Origin of the sequence: Streptomyces sp. NPDC015125, assembly GCF_043080045.1 — a bacterium.
Taxonomy (GTDB): domain Bacteria; phylum Actinomycetota; class Actinomycetes; order Streptomycetales; family Streptomycetaceae; genus Streptomyces.
The window spans coordinates 57,545-78,302 of sequence record NZ_JBIBVF010000030.1; the positions used below are offsets into that span (position 1 = coordinate 57,545).

19 protein-coding genes are annotated in these 20,758 nt (G+C 71.1%); 13 read left to right on the plus strand and 6 right to left on the minus strand.

Annotated features, from left to right (window positions below):
• Positions 1–71: 71 nt before the first annotated feature.
• A complete protein-coding gene (dnaE, locus tag ACF088_RS37995) occupies positions 72–3,623 on the plus strand; it encodes a DNA polymerase III subunit alpha (protein ID WP_392380533.1) in 3,552 nt (1,183 codons plus the stop codon).
• A gap of 80 nt (positions 3,624–3,703) precedes the next feature.
• Here dnaE and ACF088_RS38000 read toward each other — a convergent pair whose 3' ends face one another.
• Complete coding sequence (locus ACF088_RS38000; RefSeq protein ID WP_392380534.1) at positions 3,704–3,883, minus strand: hypothetical protein; 180 nt, start codon at positions 3,881–3,883, stop codon at positions 3,704–3,706.
• Positions 3,884–4,156: 273 nt separating this feature from the next.
• On the opposite strand from ACF088_RS38000, the gene ACF088_RS38005 reads away from it, so the two are divergent.
• From ACF088_RS38005 to ACF088_RS38020, 4 genes are all read left to right on the plus strand, one after another.
• Complete coding sequence (locus tag ACF088_RS38005) at positions 4,157–5,467, plus strand: NYN domain-containing protein (protein ID WP_392380535.1); 1,311 nt, start codon at positions 4,157–4,159, stop codon at positions 5,465–5,467.
• 160 nt (positions 5,468–5,627) lie between these two features.
• A complete protein-coding gene (locus ACF088_RS38010) occupies positions 5,628–6,560 on the plus strand; it encodes an ABC transporter ATP-binding protein (RefSeq protein WP_392380583.1) in 933 nt (310 codons plus the stop codon).
• 73 nt (positions 6,561–6,633) lie between these two features.
• Positions 6,634–7,455 carry an ABC transporter permease gene (locus tag ACF088_RS38015; protein ID WP_392380536.1) on the plus strand — a complete coding sequence of 274 codons (822 nt, stop codon included), beginning with the start codon at positions 6,634–6,636 and terminating at the stop codon, positions 7,453–7,455.
• 68 nt (positions 7,456–7,523) lie between these two features.
• Positions 7,524–8,252, plus strand: coding sequence for an ABC transporter permease (locus tag ACF088_RS38020; protein WP_392380537.1), 729 nt, complete (start codon positions 7,524–7,526; stop codon positions 8,250–8,252).
• A 50-nt stretch (positions 8,253–8,302) separates the two neighbouring features.
• On the opposite strand, the gene ybaK is transcribed toward ACF088_RS38020, so the two are convergent.
• From ybaK to ACF088_RS38035, 3 genes are all read right to left on the minus strand, one after another.
• Positions 8,303–8,797, minus strand: coding sequence for a Cys-tRNA(Pro) deacylase (gene ybaK / locus ACF088_RS38025; protein ID WP_392380538.1), 495 nt, complete (start codon positions 8,795–8,797; stop codon positions 8,303–8,305).
• Between the two features lie 52 nt (positions 8,798–8,849).
• On the minus strand, positions 8,850–9,599 hold the full coding sequence (locus ACF088_RS38030) for an LON peptidase substrate-binding domain-containing protein (protein ID WP_392380539.1): 750 nt from the start codon (positions 9,597–9,599) through the stop codon (positions 8,850–8,852).
• A gap of 511 nt (positions 9,600–10,110) precedes the next feature.
• Entirely contained in the window at positions 10,111–11,712 is a 1,602-nt protein-coding gene (locus ACF088_RS38035; RefSeq protein ID WP_392380540.1) for an oxidoreductase, read from the minus strand.
• 263 nt (positions 11,713–11,975) lie between these two features.
• On the opposite strand from ACF088_RS38035, the gene hisD reads away from it, so the two are divergent.
• From hisD to hisF, 8 genes are all read left to right on the plus strand, one after another.
• A complete protein-coding gene (gene hisD, locus ACF088_RS38040) occupies positions 11,976–13,298 on the plus strand; it encodes a histidinol dehydrogenase (RefSeq protein ID WP_392380541.1) in 1,323 nt (440 codons plus the stop codon).
• An 8-nt stretch (positions 13,299–13,306) separates the two neighbouring features.
• Positions 13,307–14,425 (plus strand): histidinol-phosphate transaminase, encoded by a 1,119-nt coding sequence (locus ACF088_RS38045; RefSeq protein WP_392380584.1) that lies wholly within the window; start codon positions 13,307–13,309, stop codon positions 14,423–14,425.
• Positions 14,422–15,015 carry an imidazoleglycerol-phosphate dehydratase HisB gene (gene hisB, locus ACF088_RS38050; RefSeq protein WP_392380542.1) on the plus strand — a complete coding sequence of 198 codons (594 nt, stop codon included), beginning with the start codon at positions 14,422–14,424 and terminating at the stop codon, positions 15,013–15,015. The genes ACF088_RS38045 and hisB overlap by 4 nt, the downstream gene beginning before the upstream one ends.
• A gap of 96 nt (positions 15,016–15,111) precedes the next feature.
• A complete protein-coding gene (locus tag ACF088_RS38055) occupies positions 15,112–15,276 on the plus strand; it encodes a hypothetical protein (protein ID WP_167392733.1) in 165 nt (54 codons plus the stop codon).
• Positions 15,267–15,923, plus strand: a complete 657-nt coding sequence (hisH, locus tag ACF088_RS38060) for an imidazole glycerol phosphate synthase subunit HisH (protein ID WP_392380543.1) — start codon at positions 15,267–15,269, stop codon at positions 15,921–15,923. The genes ACF088_RS38055 and hisH overlap by 10 nt, the downstream gene beginning before the upstream one ends.
• On the plus strand, positions 15,923–16,654 hold the full coding sequence (priA, locus tag ACF088_RS38065) for a bifunctional 1-(5-phosphoribosyl)-5-((5-phosphoribosylamino)methylideneamino)imidazole-4-carboxamide isomerase/phosphoribosylanthranilate isomerase PriA (RefSeq protein ID WP_392380544.1): 732 nt from the start codon (positions 15,923–15,925) through the stop codon (positions 16,652–16,654). The genes hisH and priA overlap by 1 nt, the downstream gene beginning before the upstream one ends.
• Before the next feature lie 21 nt (positions 16,655–16,675).
• On the plus strand, positions 16,676–17,083 hold the full coding sequence (locus ACF088_RS38070) for a Rid family hydrolase (RefSeq protein ID WP_392380585.1): 408 nt from the start codon (positions 16,676–16,678) through the stop codon (positions 17,081–17,083).
• Entirely contained in the window at positions 17,080–17,844 is a 765-nt protein-coding gene (gene hisF / locus ACF088_RS38075) for an imidazole glycerol phosphate synthase subunit HisF (protein ID WP_392380545.1), read from the plus strand. The genes ACF088_RS38070 and hisF overlap by 4 nt, the downstream gene beginning before the upstream one ends.
• Before the next feature lie 35 nt (positions 17,845–17,879).
• Here the strand turns inward: hisF and ACF088_RS38080 are convergent, their stop codons facing one another.
• Positions 17,880–18,623, minus strand: coding sequence for a succinate dehydrogenase/fumarate reductase iron-sulfur subunit (locus tag ACF088_RS38080; RefSeq protein ID WP_392380546.1), 744 nt, complete (start codon positions 18,621–18,623; stop codon positions 17,880–17,882).
• Positions 18,620–20,758: a fumarate reductase/succinate dehydrogenase flavoprotein subunit gene (locus ACF088_RS38085; RefSeq protein ID WP_392380547.1), complete on the minus strand. Its 2,139-nt coding sequence runs from the start codon at positions 20,756–20,758 to the stop codon at positions 18,620–18,622. The genes ACF088_RS38080 and ACF088_RS38085 overlap by 4 nt, the downstream gene beginning before the upstream one ends.

A 20,758-nucleotide genomic window follows, 5' to 3' on the forward strand; every position in this document is an offset into this window, starting at 1 on the left:
CACCGGCCGTCCGACCGCCGTCCCCCGCCGAGGCGCTCTGCGCCGTTTCGTACTTTTGGAGGTCCCCCGCCGTGGCAGCCTCGTCCAGGCCCCCCTTCACGCATCTGCATGTCCACACCCAGTACTCACTGCTGGACGGTGCGGCGCGGCTGTCGGACATGTTCAAGGCGTGCAACGAGATGGACATGACGCATATCGCCATGTCCGACCACGGCAACCTCCACGGCGCGTACGACTTCTTCCACTCGGCGAAGAAGGCCGGGGTGACGCCGATCATCGGCATCGAGGCGTATGTGGCGCCGGAGTCGCGGCGCCTCAAGCGCAAGGTCCAGTGGGGCCAGCCGCATCAGAAGCGCGATGACGTCTCCGGTTCCGGTGGTTACACGCACAAGACGATCTGGGCGGCGAACAAGACCGGTCTGCACAACCTCTTCCGGCTGTCCTCGGACGCGTACGCCGAGGGCTGGCTGCAGAAGTGGCCGCGGATGGACAAGGAGACCATCGCCCAGTGGTCCGAGGGCCTGATCGCCTCCACCGGCTGCCCCTCCGGTGAGCTGCAGACCCGGCTGCGGCTCGGCCAGTTCGACGAGGCGCTGAAGGCCGCATCCGAGTACCAGGACATCTTCGGCAAGGACCGGTATTTCCTGGAGCTGATGGACCACGGCATCGAGATCGAGCGCCGGGTCCGCGACGGCCTGCTGGAGATCGGCAAGAAGCTCGGCATCCCGCCGCTGGTCACCAACGACTCGCACTACACCTACGCCCACGAGTCCACGGCGCACGACGCCCTGCTGTGCATCCAGACCGGCAAGAACCTCTCCGACCCGGACCGCTTCCGCTTCGACGGCACCGGCTACTACCTCAAGTCCACCGACGAGATGTACGCCATCGACTCCTCGGACGCCTGGCAGGAGGGCTGCGCCAACACCCGCCTGATCGCCGACCAGATCGACGTCTCCGGGATGTTCGAGAAGCGTGACCTGATGCCGAAGTTCGACATCCCGGAGGGCTTCACCGAGGTCACCTGGTTCCAGGAGGAGGTCCGGGTCGGCATGCAGCGCCGCTTCCCGGGCGGTGTCCCCGAGGACCGGCAGAAGCAGGCCGAGTACGAGATGGACATCATCATCCAGATGGGGTTCCCCGGCTACTTCCTCGTCGTCGCCGACTTCATCATGTGGGCCAAGAACAACGGCATCGCGGTCGGCCCCGGCCGTGGCTCCGCGGCCGGCTCGATCGTGGCGTACGCCATGGGCATCACCGACCTCGACCCGATCACGCACGGTCTGATCTTCGAGCGGTTCCTCAACCCCGAGCGGGTCTCCATGCCCGATGTCGACATCGACTTCGACGAGCGCAGGCGCGTCGAAGTCATCCGGTATGTCACGGAAAAGTACGGCGCCGACAAGGTCGCCATGATCGGCACCTACGGCAAGATCAAGGCCAAGAACGCCATCAAGGACTCCGCGCGCGTCCTGGGCTATCCGTACGCCATGGGCGACCGCCTCACCAAGGCCATGCCCGCCGATGTCCTCGGCAAGGGCATCGACCTCAGCGGTATCACCGACCCCCAGCACCCGCGCTACAGCGAGGCCGGCGAGATCCGGGGGATGTACGAGAACGAACCGGATGTGAAGAAGGTCATCGACACCGCCAAGGGCGTCGAGGGCCTGGTCCGGCAGATGGGTGTGCACGCGGCCGGCGTGATCATGTCCAGCGAGCCCATCGTCGACCACGCCCCGGTCTGGGTGCGGCACACCGACAACGTCACCATCACGCAGTGGGACTACCCCCAGTGCGAGTCGCTCGGCCTGCTCAAGATGGACTTCCTGGGCCTGCGCAACCTCACCATCATGGACGACGCCGTCAAGATGGTGCGGAAGAACAAGGGCGTCGAGCTGGAGATGCTCACCGTCCCGCTGGACGACCCCAAGACGTACGAGATGCTCTGCCGCGGTGACACGCTCGGTGTCTTCCAGTTCGACGGCGGCCCGATGCGGTCGCTGCTGCGGCTGATGAAGCCCGACAACTTCGAGGACATTTCCGCCGTATCGGCGCTGTACCGTCCCGGCCCGATGGGCATGGACTCGCACACCAACTACGCGCTGCGCAAGAACGGCCTCCAGGAGATCACCCCGATCCACCCGGAGCTGGAGGAGCCCCTCAAGGAGGTCCTCGGTCTCACCCACGGCCTGATCGTCTACCAGGAGCAGGTGCAGAAGGCCGCCCAGATCATCGCCGGGTACTCCCTCGGTGAAGCCGACATCCTCCGCCGCGTGATGGGCAAGAAGAAGCCCGAGGAGCTGGCGAAGAACTTCGTCCTCTTCCAGGAGGGCGCGAAGAAGAAGGGCTTCTCCGACCAGGCCATCCAGGCCCTGTGGGACGTCCTGGTCCCCTTCGCCGGCTACGCCTTCAACAAGGCGCACTCCTCCGCGTACGGCCTGGTCACCTACTGGACCGCCTACCTCAAGGCCAACTACCCGGCCGAGTACATGTCCGCGCTGCTGACCTCCGTGCGCGACGACAAGGACAAGTCGGCGGTCTATCTGAACGAATGCCGCCGCATGGGCATCAAGGTGCTGCCGCCGAACGTCAACGAGTCCGAGGCGAACTTCGCCGCCCAGGGCGACGATGTGATCCTCTTCGGCCTCACCGCGGTCCGTAACGTCGGCCAGAACGTCGTCGACTCGATCATCCGCTGCCGCAAGGCCAAGGGGAAGTACTCCTCCTTCCCCGACTACCTCGACAAGGTCGACGCGGTCGTCTGCAACAAGCGCACCACCGAATCGCTGATCAAGGCCGGCGCCTTCGACGAGATGGGCCACACCCGCAAGGGGCTCACGGCGCACTACGAACCGATGATCGACAACGTCGTCCAGGTCAAGCGCAAGGAGGCCGAGGGGCAGTTCGACCTCTTCGGCGGCATGGGCGACGACACCGCCGACGACAGCCCCGGTTTCGGCCTGGACATCGAGTTCTCGGACATCGAGTGGGACAAGACCTACCTGCTCGCCCAGGAGCGCGAGATGCTCGGTCTCTACGTCTCCGACCACCCGCTGTTCGGCCTGGAACACGTGCTGTCCGACAAGGCGGACGCCGCCATCGCCCAGCTGACCGGCGGCGACTACTCGGACGGTTCGATCGTCACCATCGGCGGCATCATCTCCGGCCTGCAGCGCAAGATGACCAAGCAGGGCAACGCCTGGGCCATCGCCACCGTCGAGGACCTGGCCGGCTCCATCGACTGCATGTTCTTCCCGGCGACCTACCAGCTGGTGTCCACCCAACTCGTCGAGGACACCGTGGTCTTCGTCAAGGGCCGCCTCGACAAGCGGGAGGACATCCCGCGGCTGGTGGCCATGGAGATGATGGTCCCCGACCTCTCGGAGGCCGGTACCAACGCCCCGGTGACGATCACCATTCCGACGGTCAAGGTCACCCCGCCGATGGTCGAGAAGCTCGGCGAGGTGCTCAGCAGCCACCGGGGCTCCACCGAGGTGCGGATCAAGCTGCAGGGGGCACGCAAGACGACCGTGCTCCGGCTGGACCGGCACCGGGTCACGCCCGACCCGTCGCTGTTCGGTGATCTGAAGGTGCTGCTCGGCCCGGCCTGTCTGGCGGGCTGATCCGCCGGCCTGCCTATCCCGGGAGGGGCGCGCCCGTAGTGGACGCGCCCCTCAACCTCTGTGTGGCGTGAATCAGTTGATCAGTTGTGACCGAAGCGCCGCTGGTGCTTACGTGCAACATCTGCCGGGCTGCCCTGCGCCTGCGATCGCGACTGGGACTGTGCCTCCAGGCTCGACTTCTGGGCTTCCTGCTGGCCGCGCTCGGCCGCGGATGCCGCCTTCTGCTGCTGACTGCGGTCCTGCTTCTTGTCCTTGGCCATGATCGTGCCTCCTGAGGGGGGAATCCGGGATCGGGGCCGGAACCAGACTTACACGCCGGACAGAGCGCTGCATTTCGGGCAATTACCCTGCGTTAAAGGGTTGATCACACGCTGTACTCAAGATTCTCGCCGAATCCGCCACGCCGAAGATCGAGTTCGGGCAGTTAACGCCCGCAGGGTCGGGCAGACTCGAAGGACAACCGAAGAAAACTCGTGCCACGGGCCGAGCCGGGGGGCGACCGGACATCAGCACCTCAGGGAAGAGGGTGGATCGTGGATCGCTGTGTCGTCCTGGTGGACGCCGGGTATTTGCTCGGCGCCGCGGCGAGCCTGCTCGCCGGAGAGCCCGCCCGCTCCCGGATCACGGTGGATCACGCCGCCCTCATCCAGGGGCTGCGTCAGCGTGCCGAGGCGGACACCGAACGCCCGCTGCTGCGGATCTACTGGTTCGACGGAGCCCCCGACCGCGTCCCGCAGCCCGAGCACCGCCGGCTGCGGGTGATGCCCCGGGTCACCGTCCGGCTCGGTGCGCTGACCCGCAGTGACGGGCGCTGGGCGCAGAAGGGCGTGGACGCTGCGATGCACGCCGAGCTGACCGAACTCGCACGTAACCGCGCCTGCTCCGACATCGTCCTGGTCACCGGCGACGGCGACCTCCTGCCCGGCCTGATGTCGGCCAAGGAGCACGGCGTCGCGGTCCACCTGTGGGCCGTCCAGGCCGCGGACGGCGACTACAACCAGTCCGAGGACCTGGTCGCCGAGGCCGACGAGCGGCGGGTGCTGGACCGGACCTGGATCACCCGTGCGGTCCGTGCCAAGGAACTCGGCGGCCCCTGCGCCCCGCCGCCGGTACCGCGCCCCGAGATCGCCGCGATCCTCTCCGCCCCGCTGCCCGAGTCCGCGGTCGCGGCCGCGGCGGCCGCGGCGGCCGCCGCATCCGGCCCGGAATCCGCCGAGCACGCCCACGAGCACAACGGCGCCAATGGCGTCTCCCGGCCGCCGGCCGGTACCGGGAGCGCACCGGCCGCCGAGGACGATCCCGGGGCCGCGGGTTCCCGGGGCGTCCCCACCCCCAAGGACCTGGCCGGGCTCGGCCGGGCCCATGCCGCGGGCCAGGGACCCGCGCCGGCGGGCGGCTCCGCCCCGCAGGCGCCCGCGGCCGGTGCCACCCTGCGCTGGTCGTCCGACAAGGGCTGGGTCGAGCGCGGCGGCCCGGTCGGCGAACCCTCCGAGACCGCGGCCCTGCCCACCCTCGCCCAGCTCACCAGCGCCGAGCAGCGCTGGGCCGACCGCGAGGAGGACATCACCGCCGTCAGCGGCGACCCCTTCGAGGTCGGCCAGGTCTTCGCCCGCCGCTGGACCGACCGGCTCTCCGACACCACCCACCTCCAGCAGCTGTCGACGGAGTACCCGCGCATCCCGCACCGTATCGACGGTGAACTGCTGCGCTACGCCGCCCGGTTCGGGCTGCTGGCCCACAAGGACGACCAGATCGACGAGCACGACCGCTATGCGATCCGGGCCGGTTTCTGGCGCGAGGTCGATCTGCGGACGGCCGCCGAGCACGCTCCGGCCGGGGACTGACCGGCCCGGGCGCTCTGTCCCGGCCCGCCCGCCGGAGCCCCGCGGCCCGGAGGCGGGCCGGGGACGCGTACCCTCATAGCTCGTGAGGACGGGCGCAAAACAGGTGGAGCGCGGGGTGCCGGTGTGCGCCGTGCGGAACCTGGTCAAGACGTACCCCGCGATGCGCGGGCGCCGCGGGGCGGCACGGGCTTCCGCCGTACGCGCCAACGACGGCATCACCCTGGACGTGCACCGCGGCGAGATCTTCGGGCTGCTCGGCCCCAACGGAGCCGGCAAGTCCACCCTGGTCCGCCAGCTGACCGGACTGCTGCGCCCGGACTCCGGCAGCATCTCCGTACTGGGTCACGACCTGGTGCGCCATCCGGAGCGGGCCGCCCGGCTGCTGGGCTACCTGGGGCAGGAGTCCACCGCCCTCGACGAGTTGACCGTCGCACTGGCGGTGGAGACCACCGGCCGGCTGCGCGGCCTCGGCGCCCGTGAGGCGCGCGCCGAGCGGGACGCGGTGATCGGCGAGCTGGGCCTCGCCGACATCACCGGACGGGCGCTGAAGAAGCTGTCCGGCGGGCAGCGGCGGCTGGCCTGCCTGGCCACCGCGCTGATCGGCGAGCGGTCGCTGCTGGTGCTGGACGAGCCGACCACCGGTATGGACCCGGTGGCGCGGCGCGCCGTGTGGGCCGCGGTGGACCGGCGCCGGGCCGAGCGCGGCGCGACGGTGGTGCTGGTGACCCATAACGTGCTGGAGGCCGAGAGCGTGCTCGACCGGGTCGCGGTGATCGACCGGGGCCGCGTCATCGCCTGCGACACGCCCGGCGGCCTCAAGGAAATGGTGAGCGAGGAGGTCCGGCTGGAGCTGGTGTGGCGCGACCGCCCGCCGCTGGAGGTGCCCGAGGTCGCCGCTCTCGAAGCCGCCGCGCAGACCTCCGGCCGCCGCTGGACCCTCCGCCTGCCCCCCGACCGGGCCCGATCCGCCGTCGCCGCGGTCACCGCGGGCCCGGCCTTCGCGGCCCTGGACGATTTCACGCTGGCCACGCCCAGCCTGGAGGATGTGTACCTCGCCCTGGGGGGCCGGGCGGAGGGGTTGGTCAAGGCGTGACGGGCGTGAACGGGGACCGGTGCGGCGGACGTATGGAGTACTGCGGGGGCAGCGAGGAAGGCTTGGTGGCAGCGTGAGTGTGGTACCCGTGCAGGCGGTGGCCGGGGTGGTCCCGGAAGCCGGGGCACGGCCCGAGGAGGCCGCACCGCTGGCACCGCGCGCCCGCCTGGTGCCCGCGCTGGGGGCCGTCTACCGCGCCCAGCTCTCCCGGGCCCGGGTCGCACGGATCCCGCTGCTGTTCGTCGCCACCTTCCAGTCCATCGGGATCATGGTCCTGCTGCGCGGGGTGGTCGACGGCGGCGACCCGGCCCGTTCCGTGGTGTCCGGCTCCAGCGTGCTGGTCGTCGCCTTCGTGGCGCTCAATCTCCTCGCCCAGTACTTCGGGCAGCTGCGGGCCGGCGGCGGGCTCGACCACTACGCGACGCTGCCGGTGCCGCCGGCCGCCGTGGTGCTCGGCGCCGCCGCCGCGTACGCCTCGTTCACCGTGCCGGGGACGGTGGTCACCGCGGTCACCGGCTGTGTGCTCTTCCAGCTGCCGATGGCCCACCTGTGGGTGCTGGCCGCCGTGCTCCCGCTCGCCGGGGCGGCCCTGGCCGGTCTCGGCGCAGCCCTCGGCCTGCTCGCCCCCCGCCCCGAACTCGCCACGCTCTGCGGCCAGTTGGGCATGTCGGCGGCGCTGCTGCTGGGTGTGCTGCCGGCCGAACGGATGCCCGCGGTGATCGGCTGGGCCCGCGATCTGCTGCCCTCGACCTACGGTGTGGAGGCGCTGGCACGCAGCTTCGACCCGCATCCCGACTGGGTCGCGGTCGGCGCCGACCTGGGCGTCTGCGCGGCCGTCGGGGTGCTCTCGCTGGCCGTCGCCACCTGGGCATACCGCCGGGCGGCGGCGCGATGACGGGGGCCACCACACCGAACGGCCGTCCTGCTTCGGGTCCCACCGGCCCCACCTGGCACGATGACGGGGTGACCGCACCGCTGACGCCACCCGACAACCAACCGCCCGACGAGCCGCAGCACCCCGAGGCCGCGCCCGCCGCCGACCACGGCGGCCTCGGCGGCCCCGAGCTGGCTCGTGAACTGCGCGAGGGTGCACTGATCGCGCTCGTGGTCGCGGTGACCGGTGTGCTGCTCGGCCTGCTGTGGAACTGGCTCGCGCCGCACATCCCGCTGATCGCGGACACCCGCAACGTCTACCTCAAGAACACCGAGGGCGAGGAGGCGATCGGTGCGGACGGCACCTTCGTCCTGCTGTCCCTCGGCTTCGGTGTGCTCACCACCGCCGCGGTCTTCCTCTTCCGCAGGCGCGGCGGGATTCCGCTGGTCGTGGCGCTGGTCGTGGGCGGACTGCTCGGCGCGGTGCTGGGCTGGGTGACGGGCATGTGGCTGGGCCCCACCCCGGACGTGGCCGCGCACGCCAAACAGGTCGGCCCCGGCGTGGCCTTCGGCGGCCCGCTGCGGCTGCAGGCCAAGGGCGCGCTGCTGGCCTGGCCGATCGCCGCGATGCTCACCCAGCTCGCGCTGACCGGGCTGTTCGGGCCGCGCGATCCGGAGCCGGCGGCGCCGCACTGGCCCGGGGAGCAGCACGGGGACGACCAGGGCGAAGACCACGAAGGCCACCCCGGCGAAGGCCACCCCGGCGAAGGCCACCACGGCGACGACCACCACGGACAGCAGCCGCCCGCCGCGGGCTGACCGGCGCAGATCTCCGGGGCGGCCGGCCTGCCGGCCGCCCCGCCGTGCGTTCAGCCGCGGGCGATCGGCGCGAGGCGCGCCCCCGTGAGCGCCACCAGATCCTCCGGCGACAGCTCGACCTCCAGCCCCCGCCGCCCCGCCGACACGCAGACCGTCGGCCGGCCCTCGGCCGAGGCGTCCACGACCGTGGGCAGCCGTTTGCGCTGTCCCAGCGGTGAGATCCCGCCCAGGACGTAACCCGTGCTGCGCTCGGCCGCCGCAGGGTCGGCCATCGTGGCCCGTTTGCCGCCCACCGCGGCCGCCAGCGCCTTGAGGTCCAGCGACCCCGACACCGGGACCACGGCCACCGTCAACGTGCCGTCGACGTCCGCCAGCAGCGTCTTGAACACCTGGTCGGGCGCGACACCGAGGGCCTCGGCGGCCTCCTCGCCGTACGACGGGGCGGCCGGGTCGTGCTCGTAGGAGTGCGTGGTGAACGGGACGCCTGCCGTGGTGAGGGCGACCGTGGCAGGGGTGCCGACGGATTTCCTGGACTTCTTCGCCACCGTCTTCGTGCCTCGCGTCGGTCGGACCGGCCGTACGGTGCCGGCTGGTCGTTCAGTTGGGACTGGTCGGCTGCCGGGTCAGATCCACGGCCGGCAGCGACGGGAGCTTACCGAGCAGCGCCGACTCCTGGCGAAGCAGTTTCAGCTCCTGCCCCAGCCGGGACGCGGTGTCCGGCGCCTCCAGCAGCCGCTGCTTGGCGGGGACGTCCAGCACGGCGGCCGCGGCGACGAGATACGACAGCACCGACGGATCGGCAGGCAGGTCCTGCCCGCTCGACAGGGTCCGTTCGTTCGCCCAGGCCAGCCGCTTCTGGTAGGTACGGAAGGCCCGTACGACGCCCGAGGCGAGCGCGCCCGCACCCTCTCCCTCGCCGTCCTCCAGCTCCTCCAGCTCGCCGGTCAGATACGGCCCCGAGGTGTCCACCGACAGCAACCGGAAGCGGGCGGTGCCGGTGGCGAGGACCTCGTAGCCGGTGTCGTCGTCGGACGACTTCTCCCGGATGGTCGCCGCGTCGGCAATACAGCCCACGGAGTGGAACGCCTGCATCGGGTCGTCGCCGAAGCCCGCCGCGGGGCCGTCCGCGGACGGCAGGGTGACATCGTCCGGCATGCCCTGCGCGGTGGGGGCGACCTCGCGGCCGTCCCGGATCGCGATCACGGCGAAGCGGCGGTCGTCCTCGGACACCGCGCTCAGATCACGCATCATCGCCCGGTACCGCGCCTCGAAGACATTCAGCGGGAGCACGAGTCCGGGGAACAGCACCGAGTTCAGCGGAAAGAGCGGTAGGCGCACGGAGGTCACAGCCGGTAAGCCTAGACGCTGCGCTGGGCTGTGCTCCCATGTGGGCGGGTATTCCGTGATGGCCGGCCCCGCCGCCGAGGGGGCGCTTCGGTCGCGGCCGCGCGTTCCGCTGCGCTTTGCCTGGCCCCGTTTTTGGCTTTCCCGCCGTTGCTCCCCCACTGCCTAAGGGGCGTGGGAGGTACCCCCAGCGGCGGGCGGGGTCCGCTGCGCGGGGCGGTGGGTGCGGTGACGGGCCTGCGGGGCCGGTGGGTGGGGAGAAGCTGGTGGGCGGGTGCACGGTGCACGGCAGGCTCAGCCCCCACCGGACCCCACCCCCACCCACGAGAGGGGACGCACCGCAGGACGGAGTCCGGAGGGGCGTCACCGCACCCCGACAGCCCCGCGCAGCGGCACTCCCCGCCGCTGGGGGTACCTCCCACGCCCTTTTAGGCGGGGGAGCAACGGCGGGACGTCCCACGGCGGGACAGCCGGCACCGTGCGGCGGCTTGGACGGGGCCCGCTGCACAGGCGGCTATTGCCTCCGCAGGAGCCGCGACGCGCCCGCTGCAACCGTCGTGGCGAGCACCCAGCCCGCCAGGATCAGGATGGCGGCCGCCCACTGCGCACCGCCGCCCGGCTTCCAGGCGGCACCCTGGTTGAGGTCGATCACCGGCAGCAGCAGGTCCAGGGAGTAGAGGTACGGATTCCAGGGCGGCGCCTCGCCCGCCTTGAGGGGCGGCGGCGGGTACATCGAGAAGTAGAGCGTGCCGATGGCCCACAGGATGGCCATCCACACCGTGGCCCGCCCCGGGCGGTAGCCGTAGGCCACCGTCCAGTCCTGGAGGAACCCCCAGGCCTTGGCCGCCAGCGGCAGCGTCTCGCGCCGCCGCCGCTGTTTGGCCAGCAGTACCTCGCGGGCGTCCGCGTCCTCACCGGTGGTGCGCAGCGAGGCGGCGAGCATCTCGTACGGCTCGGGCGCGTACTCCGGGGTCGCCGCGGCCACCCACTGCAGCCGCAGCGCCAGCGGGAAGTGGCCGCGCGGGATCAGTGTCTCGTAGGCGAAGCCGGCCATCCACAGCCCGCCGAGCCCCGGCCAGCTCGCCGACTTGTCGATGAGATTGACGACCCGGGCACCGGAGAGGATCACCCGGCCGCGCTGCGGGCGCTCGCCCAGGAAGCGCAGCTCGGGCGTCTGGATGCGGCGCAGCGACAGCTCCTGGTCGGACTCCATGATGAACCGGGCGTGCTCGAAGTCGACCGCATCGCCGAACCGCCCGTCGTCCAGCCGCATCCCGCCCTCGCACTCGAAGCGCTGCATACGGGTGCCGCGCGAGGGGGTGTGGGCGATGCCGTACGGGGGAGTGGCGCTGCTGGAGAACGGGGAGTTGGCCAGGCCCGCGGCGGTCAGATAGAGAGTGCGCTCGACGGTCAGCTGCGGGGCGTTCAGCGCCCGCCGGCCGAAGGGGTTGCTCAGCCGGCTGCCCCGCAGGCTCAGCGACACGCCGATGGTGGCGCCGCGCAGCGACAGCTCGCCGTAGGACTCCATCATCTCGGCCTGCAGGTCCTGGGCGACGGTCATCCCGTCCGCCGTGATGGAGCGGCCCTGCCGGTCCTTGTGCACCACGGCCTGGTTGAGCATCAGGTCCGTGCCGATGTGCGCGTCGGTGAGCCGGACGCCGGAGTGCACCACACAGCGCGGCAGATGGAGATCGCCCTCGGTGTGCAGCCGGGCCGCCTCCAGCCGGGGTATCGCACAGTTCACCAGCCGCAGCGTGGTGAACCGGCTCTCCGGCAGCACCACCTCGGCCTCGAAGCGGCAGTCCCGCAGCTCCACGAATGGCTTGATCGTGCCGCCCGCAAGGTCGAGAGTGTCCGTGATGTACGCGCCGGTGAGCTGGAGCGCGGAGACCCGGCCCGGTTGCGGGGGCGGCCCGTCGAGCAGCAGTAACGCCACGACCCGGGCCCGCACCCGGCGCTCCGGGCCCCACAGATGCTGCCCGTGCGGATCGTCGCGGGCCGGGTCGCCGATGTGCAGATCGCAGGTGCTGCCGTTGCGGAAGGCCTGCCACATGCTCCATTCCGCCGATGTCAGCTGCAGGTCGGCGGGCGCGTCGCCGTCCCCGGGCTCGGTCACAGTGGATCCCCCTTGCTCTCCCGTGGTGTGTCGCAACCTGTTCGGACGCATGGCGTGCACCGGTCGTGAGGCGTCCCACAGGCGTCCCCGTACGCCGTCACGTGGCCCTTGCCCGCCCCGTGACTGCTTGAACACGCATGGTCAGGGCCAACTCCGGTCAACTTCCGCGGGCCCGGTCACGCGGTGTCCGGAGCGTGTGCCGCTGTGTATCACTGAGTGATACGGCCGCTCGGGCCCGGGATCGGGTCTGAGACACTGGGAGGGTGATCTCCCGAATCGATCTGCGCGGTGACGCCCTCCCCGAGGGCGGCGCCCTGCGCGACCTGTTGCCCCGTGCCGAGTTCGACGTGGAAGCCGCCCTGGAGAAGGTGCGGCCCATCTGCGAGGACGTACGCCATCGCGGCACCGCGGCGCTGATCGATTATGCGCGGCGGTTCGACGGCGTCGAGATCGAGCGGGTCCGGGTGCCCGCGGAGGCACTGCGCGAGGCCCTCGACGAGCTGGACCCGGCCGTGCGCGCCGCCCTGGAGGAGTCCATCCGGCGCGCCCGGATCGTCCACCGCGAGCAGCGCCGCACCGACGTCACGACCAAGGTCGTCCCCGGTGGCACGGTCACCGAACGCTGGGTCCCCGTCGAGCGGGTGGGCCTCTACGTCCCCGGCGGCCTGGCGGTCTACCCGTCGTCCGTGGTCATGAACGTCGTCCCCGCGCAGGAGGCCGGCGTCACGGGCATCGCCGTCACCTCCCCGCCGCAGAAGGAGTTCGGCGGCCGGCCGCACCCGACCATCCTGGCCGCCTGCGCCCTGCTCGGCGTCGACGAGGTCTACGCCGCCGGCGGTGCCCAGGCCGTCGCGATGTTCGCGTACGGCACCGAGGAGTGCCTGCCGGTCAACCTCGTCACGGGCCCCGGCAATATCTTCGTCGCCTCCGCCAAGCGCCTCCTCAAGGGCCGTATCGGCATCGATGCCGAGGCCGGGCCCACCGAGATCGCGGTGCTCGCGGACGCCACCGCCGACCCCGAGCACGTCGCCGCCGACCTGATCAGCCAGGCCGAGCACGACACCCTCGCCGCCGCCGTCCTGGTCACCGACTCCACCGAGCTCGCCGATGCCGTCGAGGACGCGCTCAAGCAGCAGGTGGCGGCCACCAAGCACATCGAGCGGATCACCGAGGCGCTGGCCGGACGGCAGTCCGCCGTCGTCCTCGTCGACGGCATCGACGAGGGCCTCAGGGTCGTGGACGCCTACGGCGCCGAACACCTGGAGATCCAGACCGCCGACGCCTCCGCCGTCGCCGCCCGGGTCCGCAACGCCGGCGCCGTCTTCGTCGGCCCCTGGGCCCCGGTCTCGCTCGGCGACTACTGCGCCGGGTCCAACCACGTCCTGCCCACCGGCGGCTGTGCCTGCCACTCCTCGGGGCTGTCCGTGCAGTCCTTCCTGCGCGGCATCCATGTCGTGGACTACTCGCGCGATGCGCTGGCCGAGGTCGCCCACCATGTGGTGACCCTCGCCGAGGCCGAGGATCTCCCGGCCCACGGCGCCGCGCTGAAGGCCAGGTTCGAATGGAAGGTCCCGCAGAGCAAGTGAGCAGGCACGTGACCAGGATCGACGATCTCCCCATCCGGGACGAGCTGCGCGGCAAGTCCCCCTACGGCGCACCGCAGCTGGACGTCCCGGTGCGGCTGAACACCAACGAGAACCCCTACCCGCTGCCCGAGCCGCTGATCGAGCGGATCGCCGAGCGGGTGACCGAGGCCGCCCGCCGGCTCAACCGCTACCCCGACCGGGACGCGGTCGAGCTGCGCACCGAGCTGGCCCGCTACCTCACCCGCACCGCCGGCCACGAGGTCACCGCCGACCGGGTCTGGGCCGCCAACGGCTCCAACGAGGTCATCCAGCAGCTGCTGCAGACCTTCGGCGGCCCCGGCCGCAGCGCCCTCGGCTTCGAGCCGTCGTACTCCATGCACGGGCTGATCTCCCGCGGCACGGGCACCGGCTGGATCTCCGGCCCTCGCCACGACGACTTCACCGTCGACGTCGAGGCGGCCACGGCGGTCATCGCCGAGCAGCGCCCCGACGTGGTCTTCATCTGCTCGCCGAACAACCCCACCGGCACCGCCGTCGGGGAAGCGACGGTGCTCGCGCTGTACGAGGCGGCGCAGGCGGCCAGGGCCGACGGTGCGGGCGCCCTGGTGGTGGTCGACGAGGCCTACGGCGAGTTCAGCCACCGGCCCTCGCTGCTGCCGCTGATCGAGGGCCGGCCGAATCTGGTGGTCTCCCGGACCATGTCCAAGGCCTTCGGCGCCGCCGGACTGCGGCTGGGCTACCTCGCCGCCGACCCCGCCGTGGTCGACGCGGTGCAGCTGGTCCGGCTCCCGTACCACCTCTCGTCCGTCACCCAGGCCACCGCGCTCGCCGCGCTGGAGCACACCGACACCCTCCTGAAGTACGTCGAGCAGCTCAAGACCGAGCGGGACCGCCTGGTCACCGAGCTGCGGGCGGCCGGCTGCCAGGTCGTCGAATCCGACGCCAACTTCGTGCAGTTCGGCCTCTTCGAGGATGCGCACGCCACCTGGCAGGCGATCCTCGACCACGGCGTGCTGGTCCGGGACAACGGCGTACCGGGCTGGCTGCGGGTAACCGCCGGCACCCCGGCCGAGAACGACGCGTTCCTCGACGCGGTTCGCGCAGTACTGAAGGAGAGCAAGCGATGACCCGCGTAGGACGCGTGGAGCGCACGACCAAGGAAACGTCCGTGCTCGTCGAGATCGACCTCGACGGCAGGGGCGAGGTGGACGTGTCGACCGGTGTGGGCTTCTACGACCACATGCTCGACCAGCTCGGCCGGCACGGTCTGTTCGACCTCAAGGTCAAGACCGACGGCGATCTGCACATCGACACCCACCACACCATCGAGGACACCGCGCTGGCCCTGGGGGCCGCGTTCAAGCAGGCCCTCGGCGACAAGACCGGCATCTACCGCTTCGGCAACTGCACCGTCCCGCTGGACGAGTCGCTCGCCCAGGTGACCGTGGACCTCTCCGGCCGCCCGTATCTGGTGCACACCGAGCCGGAGAACATGGCGCCGATGATCGGCTCCTACGACACGACCATGACCCGGCACATCTTCGAGTCGTTCGTCGCCCAGGCCCAGATAGCGCTGCACATCCACGTCCCGTACGGCCGCAACGCCCACCACATCGTGGAGTGCCAGTTCAAGGCGCTGGCCCGCGCCCTGCGCTACGCCAGCGAGCGCGACCCGCGCGCGGCGGGGATCATTCCTTCCACCAAGGGAGCCCTGTAGGCCTGTGAGCGACGCACGCGCGGCCGCCGGGCCGCAGTTGACCACGATGCCCGCGCCTCTGCGCCGCGCGGGCGGAGAAGCGAACCGGAGGATGCAGTGAACGGTCTGTCCACCGTCTTCATCCTGCTCGGGCTCTTTCTCCTCGGCGGTGTCTACTCGTTCTGGAAGCAGCAGCTCCCCAAGGGCCTGATCGTGCTGCTGTCCGTCGGTTCGGCGCTGTGCCTGCTCGCCGGCGTGCTGCGGCTGGAGGTATGGAATTGACCCCCTCGGCATCTCGTAAGAACGTCGTCGTCTTCGACTACGGCTTCGGCAACGTCCGCTCCGCCGAACGCGCCCTGGCACACGTCGGCGCCGAGGTGGAGATCACCCGGGACTTCGACCGGGCGATGAACGCCGACGGGCTGCTGGTCCCCGGCGTCGGCGCGTTCGCCGCCTGCATGGCCGGGCTCAAGGAAGCCCGCGGCGACTGGCTCGTCGGACGCCGGCTGGCCGGCGGACGCCCCGTGATGGGCATCTGCGTCGGCATGCAGATCCTCTTCGGCCGCGGCATCGAGCACGGCGTCGAGACCGAGGGCCTGGACGAGTGGCCCGGCACGGTCGGCCCGCTCAAGGCCGAGGTCGTCCCGCACATGGGCTGGAACACCGTCGAGGCCCCCGAGAGCTCGCGGCTCTTCGCCGGGCTGCCCGCCGACGCCCGCTACTACTTCGTGCACTCCTACGCGGTGCACGACTGGGAGCTGGAGGTCGGCAACCCACACCTCAGCGCGCCGACGGTCACCTGGACCACGCACGGCGAGCGGTTCGTGGCCGCGGTCGAGAACGGCCCGCTGTGGGCCACCCAGTTCCACCCCGAGAAGTCCGGCGACGCCGGTGCCCAGCTCCTGACCAATTGGATCGAGACCCTGTAATGCCGAACGCATCGAAGCTCGAACTCCTCCCCGCCGTCGATGTCCGCGACGGCCAGGCCGTCCGCCTGGTGCACGGCGAGTCCGGCTCCGAGACCTCCTACGGCGACCCGCTGGAGGCGGCCCTCGCCTGGCAGCGGTCCGGCGCCGAGTGGCTGCACCTCGTCGACCTCGACGCGGCGTTCGGCACCGGTGACAACCGGGCGCAGATCGCCGAGGTCGCCCGCTCCATGGACATCAAGGTCGAGCTGTCCGGCGGTATCCGCGACGACGACACGCTCGCCGCGGCCCTGGCCACCGGCTGCCGCCGGGTCAACCTCGGCACCGCCGCGCTGGAGACCCCCGAGTGGGTCGCCAAGGTCATCGCCGAGCACGGCGACAAGATCGCGGTCGGTCTGGACGTGCGCGGGACGACGCTGCGCGGCCGCGGCTGGACCCGCGACGGCGGCGACCTCTACGAGACGCTGGCCCGCCTCGACTCCGAGGGCTGCGCCCGCTACGTCGTCACCGACATCAACAAGGACGGCACCCTCCAGGGCCCCAACGTCGAGCTGCTCAGGAACGTCTGCGCGGCCACCGACCGGCCCGTGGTCGCCTCCGGCGGTGTCTCCTCGCTCGACGACCTGCGGGTGCTGGCCTCGCTGGTACCGGAAGGTGTCGAGGGCGCGATCGTCGGCAAGGCGCTCTATGCAAAGGCGTTCACCCTCGAAGAGGCGCTGGCAGCAGTGTCGTAACGGCGAACGAAAGGCCGCATGATGACCATCGAGCGCGTACGGACCGGCAACCCCTGGGAAGAGAAGATCGGCTTCGCACGCGCCGTGGCGGCCGGCGACCGGGTCCTGGTCGCCGGCACGATGCCACTGGTCGACGGCGTCCTTGTGGGTGAGGGCGACCCGTATGAACAGACCAAGGCCGCCTTCACCCAGGCGCTGGATGCGCTCAAACCCTTCGGCCTCGGCGCCGAAGCGGTCCTGCGCACCCGGGTGTACCTCACCCACCTGCGCGATGTGGACGCGGCCGGCCGCGCCCACCGGGAGCTCTTCGAGGCCGCGCCGCCCGCTTCGAGCCTGGTCGTGGTCTCCGGCTTCGTCGACTCCCGTGTGCTGGTGGAAGTAGAACTGGAAGCTTTCCGAGAACTGTCAGAGAGGCCTGAACCGACATGACCCTGGCGGTCCGAGTCATCCCTTGCCTGGACGTCGACAACGGCCGGGTCGTCAAGGGCGTCAACTTCCAGAACCTGCGGGACGCGGGTGATCCCGTCGAGATGGCGAAGATCTACGGCGAGGAGGGCGCGGACGAGCTGACCTTCCTCGACATCACCGCCTCCTCCGGCAATCGCGAGACCACCTACGACGTGGTCCGCCGCACCGCCGAGCAGGTCTTCATCCCCCTCACGGTGGGCGGCGGCGTCCGCACCCCCGAGGACGTGGACAAGCTGCTGCGGGCCGGTGCCGACAAGGTCGGCGTCAACACCGCCGCCCTCGCCCGCCCCGACGTGATCCGCGAGATCGCCGAACGCTTCGGCAGCCAGGTCCTGGTCCTCTCGGTCGACGCCCGCCGCACCGACGCGGGGACGCCGTCCGGCTACGAGGTCACCACCCACGGCGGCCGCCGCGGCACCGGCATCGACGCCGTGGAGTGGGCCCACCGCGCCGCCGAACTGGGCGCCGGCGAGATCCTCCTCAACTCCATGGACGCCGACGGCACCAAGGACGGCTACGACGTCGAGATGATCGAGGCCGTCCGCAAGCACGTCACCGTCCCGGTGATCGCCTCCGGCGGGGCCGGCAGGCTGGACGACTTCGCGCCGGCCGTCGCGGCCGGCGCCGACGCGGTCCTGGCCGCCTCCGTCTTCCACTTCGGCGAGCTGCGCATCGGCCAGGTCAAGGACGCCCTCCGGGGGGCGGGACACCCGGTGCGCTGACCGGAGCGCATCCGCCGGGGCCGCCGCGGTCCGGCTCAGCGCCCCTTCCGCGCCGCCCGGACGAACTCCCGGTTCATCGTGGCGATGCTGAAGAGGGGTATCCCCTTGGGACAGGCCGTCGCGCACGCCCCGGTATTCGTGCACCCTCCAAACCCCTCCGCGTCCATCCGTCCCACCATGTCCAGGACGCGGCTCTCCCGCTCCGGCGCGCCCTGCGGAAGGGAGTTGAGGTGGACGACCTTGGCGGCGGTGAAGAGCATCGCCGAGCCGTTGGGGCAGGCCGCCACACAGGCGCCGCAGCCGATGCACTCGGCGTGCTCGAAGGCGGCGTCGGCGGCCGGTTTGGGCACGGCGGTGGCGTGCGCCTCGGGAGCGGCGCCGGTCGGGGCGGTGATGTAGCCGCCGGACTGCATGATGCGGTCGAAGGCGGAGCGGTCGACGACCAGATCCTTGACGACCGGGAAGGCGGCGGCCCGCCACGGCTCGATGTCGAGGGTGTCGCCGTCCCGGAAGGACCGCATGTGCAGCTGGCAGGTGGTGGTCCGCTCGGGGCCGTGCGCCTCGCCGTTGATGACGAGCGAGCAGGCGCCGCAGATGCCCTCGCGGCAGTCGTGGTCGAAGGCGACCGGATCGTCACCGCCCAGCAGGAGCTCTTCGTTGAGGGTGTCGAGCATCTCCAGGAACGACATGTCCGGCGAGATGCCGGCCACCTCGTACGTGGACAGGGCGCCGGGGGCGTCGGCGTTCTGCTGGCGCCAGATGCGCAGGGTGAGCCTCATGCGTAGCTCCGCTGGGTGGGGTGGACGTACTCGAAGACCAGGTCTTCCTTGTGCAGGGTGGGTGCCGCGCCGGTGCCGGTGAACTCCCAGGCGGCCGCGTAGGAGAACACGTCGTCCCGGCGGGCGGCCTCGCCGTCCGGGGTCTGCGACTCCACACGGAAGTGGCCGCCGCAGGACTCGGCGCGGTGCAGTGCGTCGAGGCACATCAGCTCGGCGAGCTCCAGGTAGTCGACGATGCGGTTGGCCTTCTCCAGGGACTGGTTGAACTGCTCGCCGGTACCGGGCACCTTGATGCGGCGCCAGAACTCCTCGCGGAGCTGCGGAATCCGGTCGAGGGCCTTGCGCAGCCCCTCGTCCGTGCGGGCCATCCCGCAGTACTCCCACATCAGTGCGCCGATCTCGCGGTGGAAGGAATCGGGGGTGCGGTCGCCGTCGACGGCCAGCAGCAGGTTCAGCCGGTCCTCGGTCTCGGCCAGCACTTCCTGTACGACGGGGTGCTCGGCCGTGAGCGTGTCGTGCTGCGAATGGCGGGCCAGGTAGTCGTTGAGGGTCGACGGGAGGACGAAGTAGCCGTCGGCGAGGCCCTGCATCAGGGCGGAGGCGCCGAGGCGGTTGGCACCGTGGTCGGAGAAGTTGGCCTCCCCGATGGCGAACAGGCCGGGGACGGTGGTCTGCAGGTCGTAGTCGACCCACAGGCCGCCCATCGTGTAGTGCACGGCGGGGTAGATCCGCATCGGTGTCTCGTACGGATTCTCCGCGGTGATCCGCGCGTACATGTCGAAGAGGTTGCCGTACTTCTCCTCGACCGCGGCCCTGCCCGTCCGGGCGATCGCGTCGGCGAAGTCCAGATACACGCCCTGACCGCCGGGGCCGACGCCGCGGCCCTCGTCGCAGACGTTCTTGGCGGCGCGGGAGGCGATGTCGCGGGGGACCAGATTGCCGAAGGAGGGGTAGAGGCGCTCCAGGTAGTAGTCGCGCTCCTCCTCGGGGATGTGGCCGGGCGGGCGGATGTCGCCCGCGGCCTTCGGGACCCAGATGCGCCCGTCGTTGCGCAGCGACTCGCTCATCAGCGTGAGCTTGGACTGGTGGTCGCCGGTGCGCGGGATGCAGGTGGGGTGGATCTGGGTGAAGCAGGGGTTGGCGAAGTACGCCCCGCGCCGGTGCGCCCGCCACACGGCGGTGGCGTTGGAGTTCATCGCGTTCGTCGACAGATAGAAGACGTTGCCGTAGCCGCCCGATGCCAGCACCACCGCATCCGCGAAGTGGCTGTCGATCCGGCCGGTGACCAGATCGCGGGCGACGATGCCGCGGGCCCGGCCGTCGACGACGATCAGATCGAGCATCTCGGTACGGGAGTGCAGCCGCACACCGCCGGCCGCGATCTGCCGGGAGAGCGCCTGATAGGCGCCGAGCAGCAGTTGCTGCCCCGTCTGGCCGCGGGCGTAGAACGTACGGGAGACCTGGACGCCGCCGAAGGAGCGGGTGTCGAGCAGACCGCCGTACTCGCGGGCGAACGGCACGCCCTGGGCCACGCACTGGTCGATGATCTCGACGGAGATCTGCGCGAGCCGGTGCACATTGGACTCCCGGGCCCGGAAGTCGCCGCCCTTGACGGTGTCGTAGAAGAGCCGGTGGACGGAGTCGCCGTCGTTGCGGTAGTTCTTCGCGGCGTTGATCCCGCCCTGGGCGGCGATGGAGTGCGCCCGGCGCGGGGAGTCCTGGTAGCAGAACTGCTCGACGCGGTAGCCCTGTTCGGCGAGGGTGGCGCCGGCCGCGCCGCCCGCGAGTCCGGTGCCGACGACGATGACGGTGTGCTTGCGGCGGTTGGCCGGGTTGACGAGCCTGGCCTCGAAGCGGCGGCGGTCCCAGCGCTCGGCGACCGGCCCGCCGGGGCCCGCGGTGTCGGCGACGGGCGCGCCGGTCGGGTAGTCGGCGTAGCTGCCGTACGGCGTCGCATCGGCGGTGGAAGCCGTATCGGCGGAGGAAGCCGGGTCGGGGGCCGAAGTCGTATCGGCAGTCGAAGCCGGGTCGGGGGCCGAAGTCGTATCGGCAGTCGAAGCCGGGCCGGGCGCCGAAGTCGTATCGACAGTCCAAGCCGGGCCGGCGGTCGGATTCGGGTCGGTGGTCGACGTCAT

Bases quoted from the DNA above. Each gene is read 5' to 3' on its own strand.
- ACF088_RS38000 (WP_392380534.1), bottom strand. From the start codon at position 3,883: ATGGCCAAGGACAAGAAGCAGGACCGCAGTCAGCAGCAGAAGGCGGCA.
- ACF088_RS38010 (WP_392380583.1), top strand. From the start codon at position 5,628: ATGCGCGGGCGCCGCGGGGCGGCACGGGCTTCCGCCGTACGCGCCAAC.
- hisB (WP_392380542.1), top strand. From the start codon at position 14,422: ATGACCCGCGTAGGACGCGTGGAGCGCACGACCAAGGAAACGTCCGTG.
- hisH (WP_392380543.1), top strand. From the start codon at position 15,267: ATGGAATTGACCCCCTCGGCATCTCGTAAGAACGTCGTCGTCTTCGAC.
- priA (WP_392380544.1), top strand. From the start codon at position 15,923: ATGCCGAACGCATCGAAGCTCGAACTCCTCCCCGCCGTCGATGTCCGC.
- ACF088_RS38070 (WP_392380585.1), top strand. From the start codon at position 16,676: ATGACCATCGAGCGCGTACGGACCGGCAACCCCTGGGAAGAGAAGATC.
- hisF (WP_392380545.1), top strand. From the start codon at position 17,080: ATGACCCTGGCGGTCCGAGTCATCCCTTGCCTGGACGTCGACAACGGC.
- ACF088_RS38080 (WP_392380546.1), bottom strand. From the start codon at position 18,623: ATGAGGCTCACCCTGCGCATCTGGCGCCAGCAGAACGCCGACGCCCCC.
- ACF088_RS38085 (WP_392380547.1), bottom strand. From the start codon at position 20,758: ATGACGTCGACCACCGACCCGAATCCGACCGCCGGCCCGGCTTGGACT.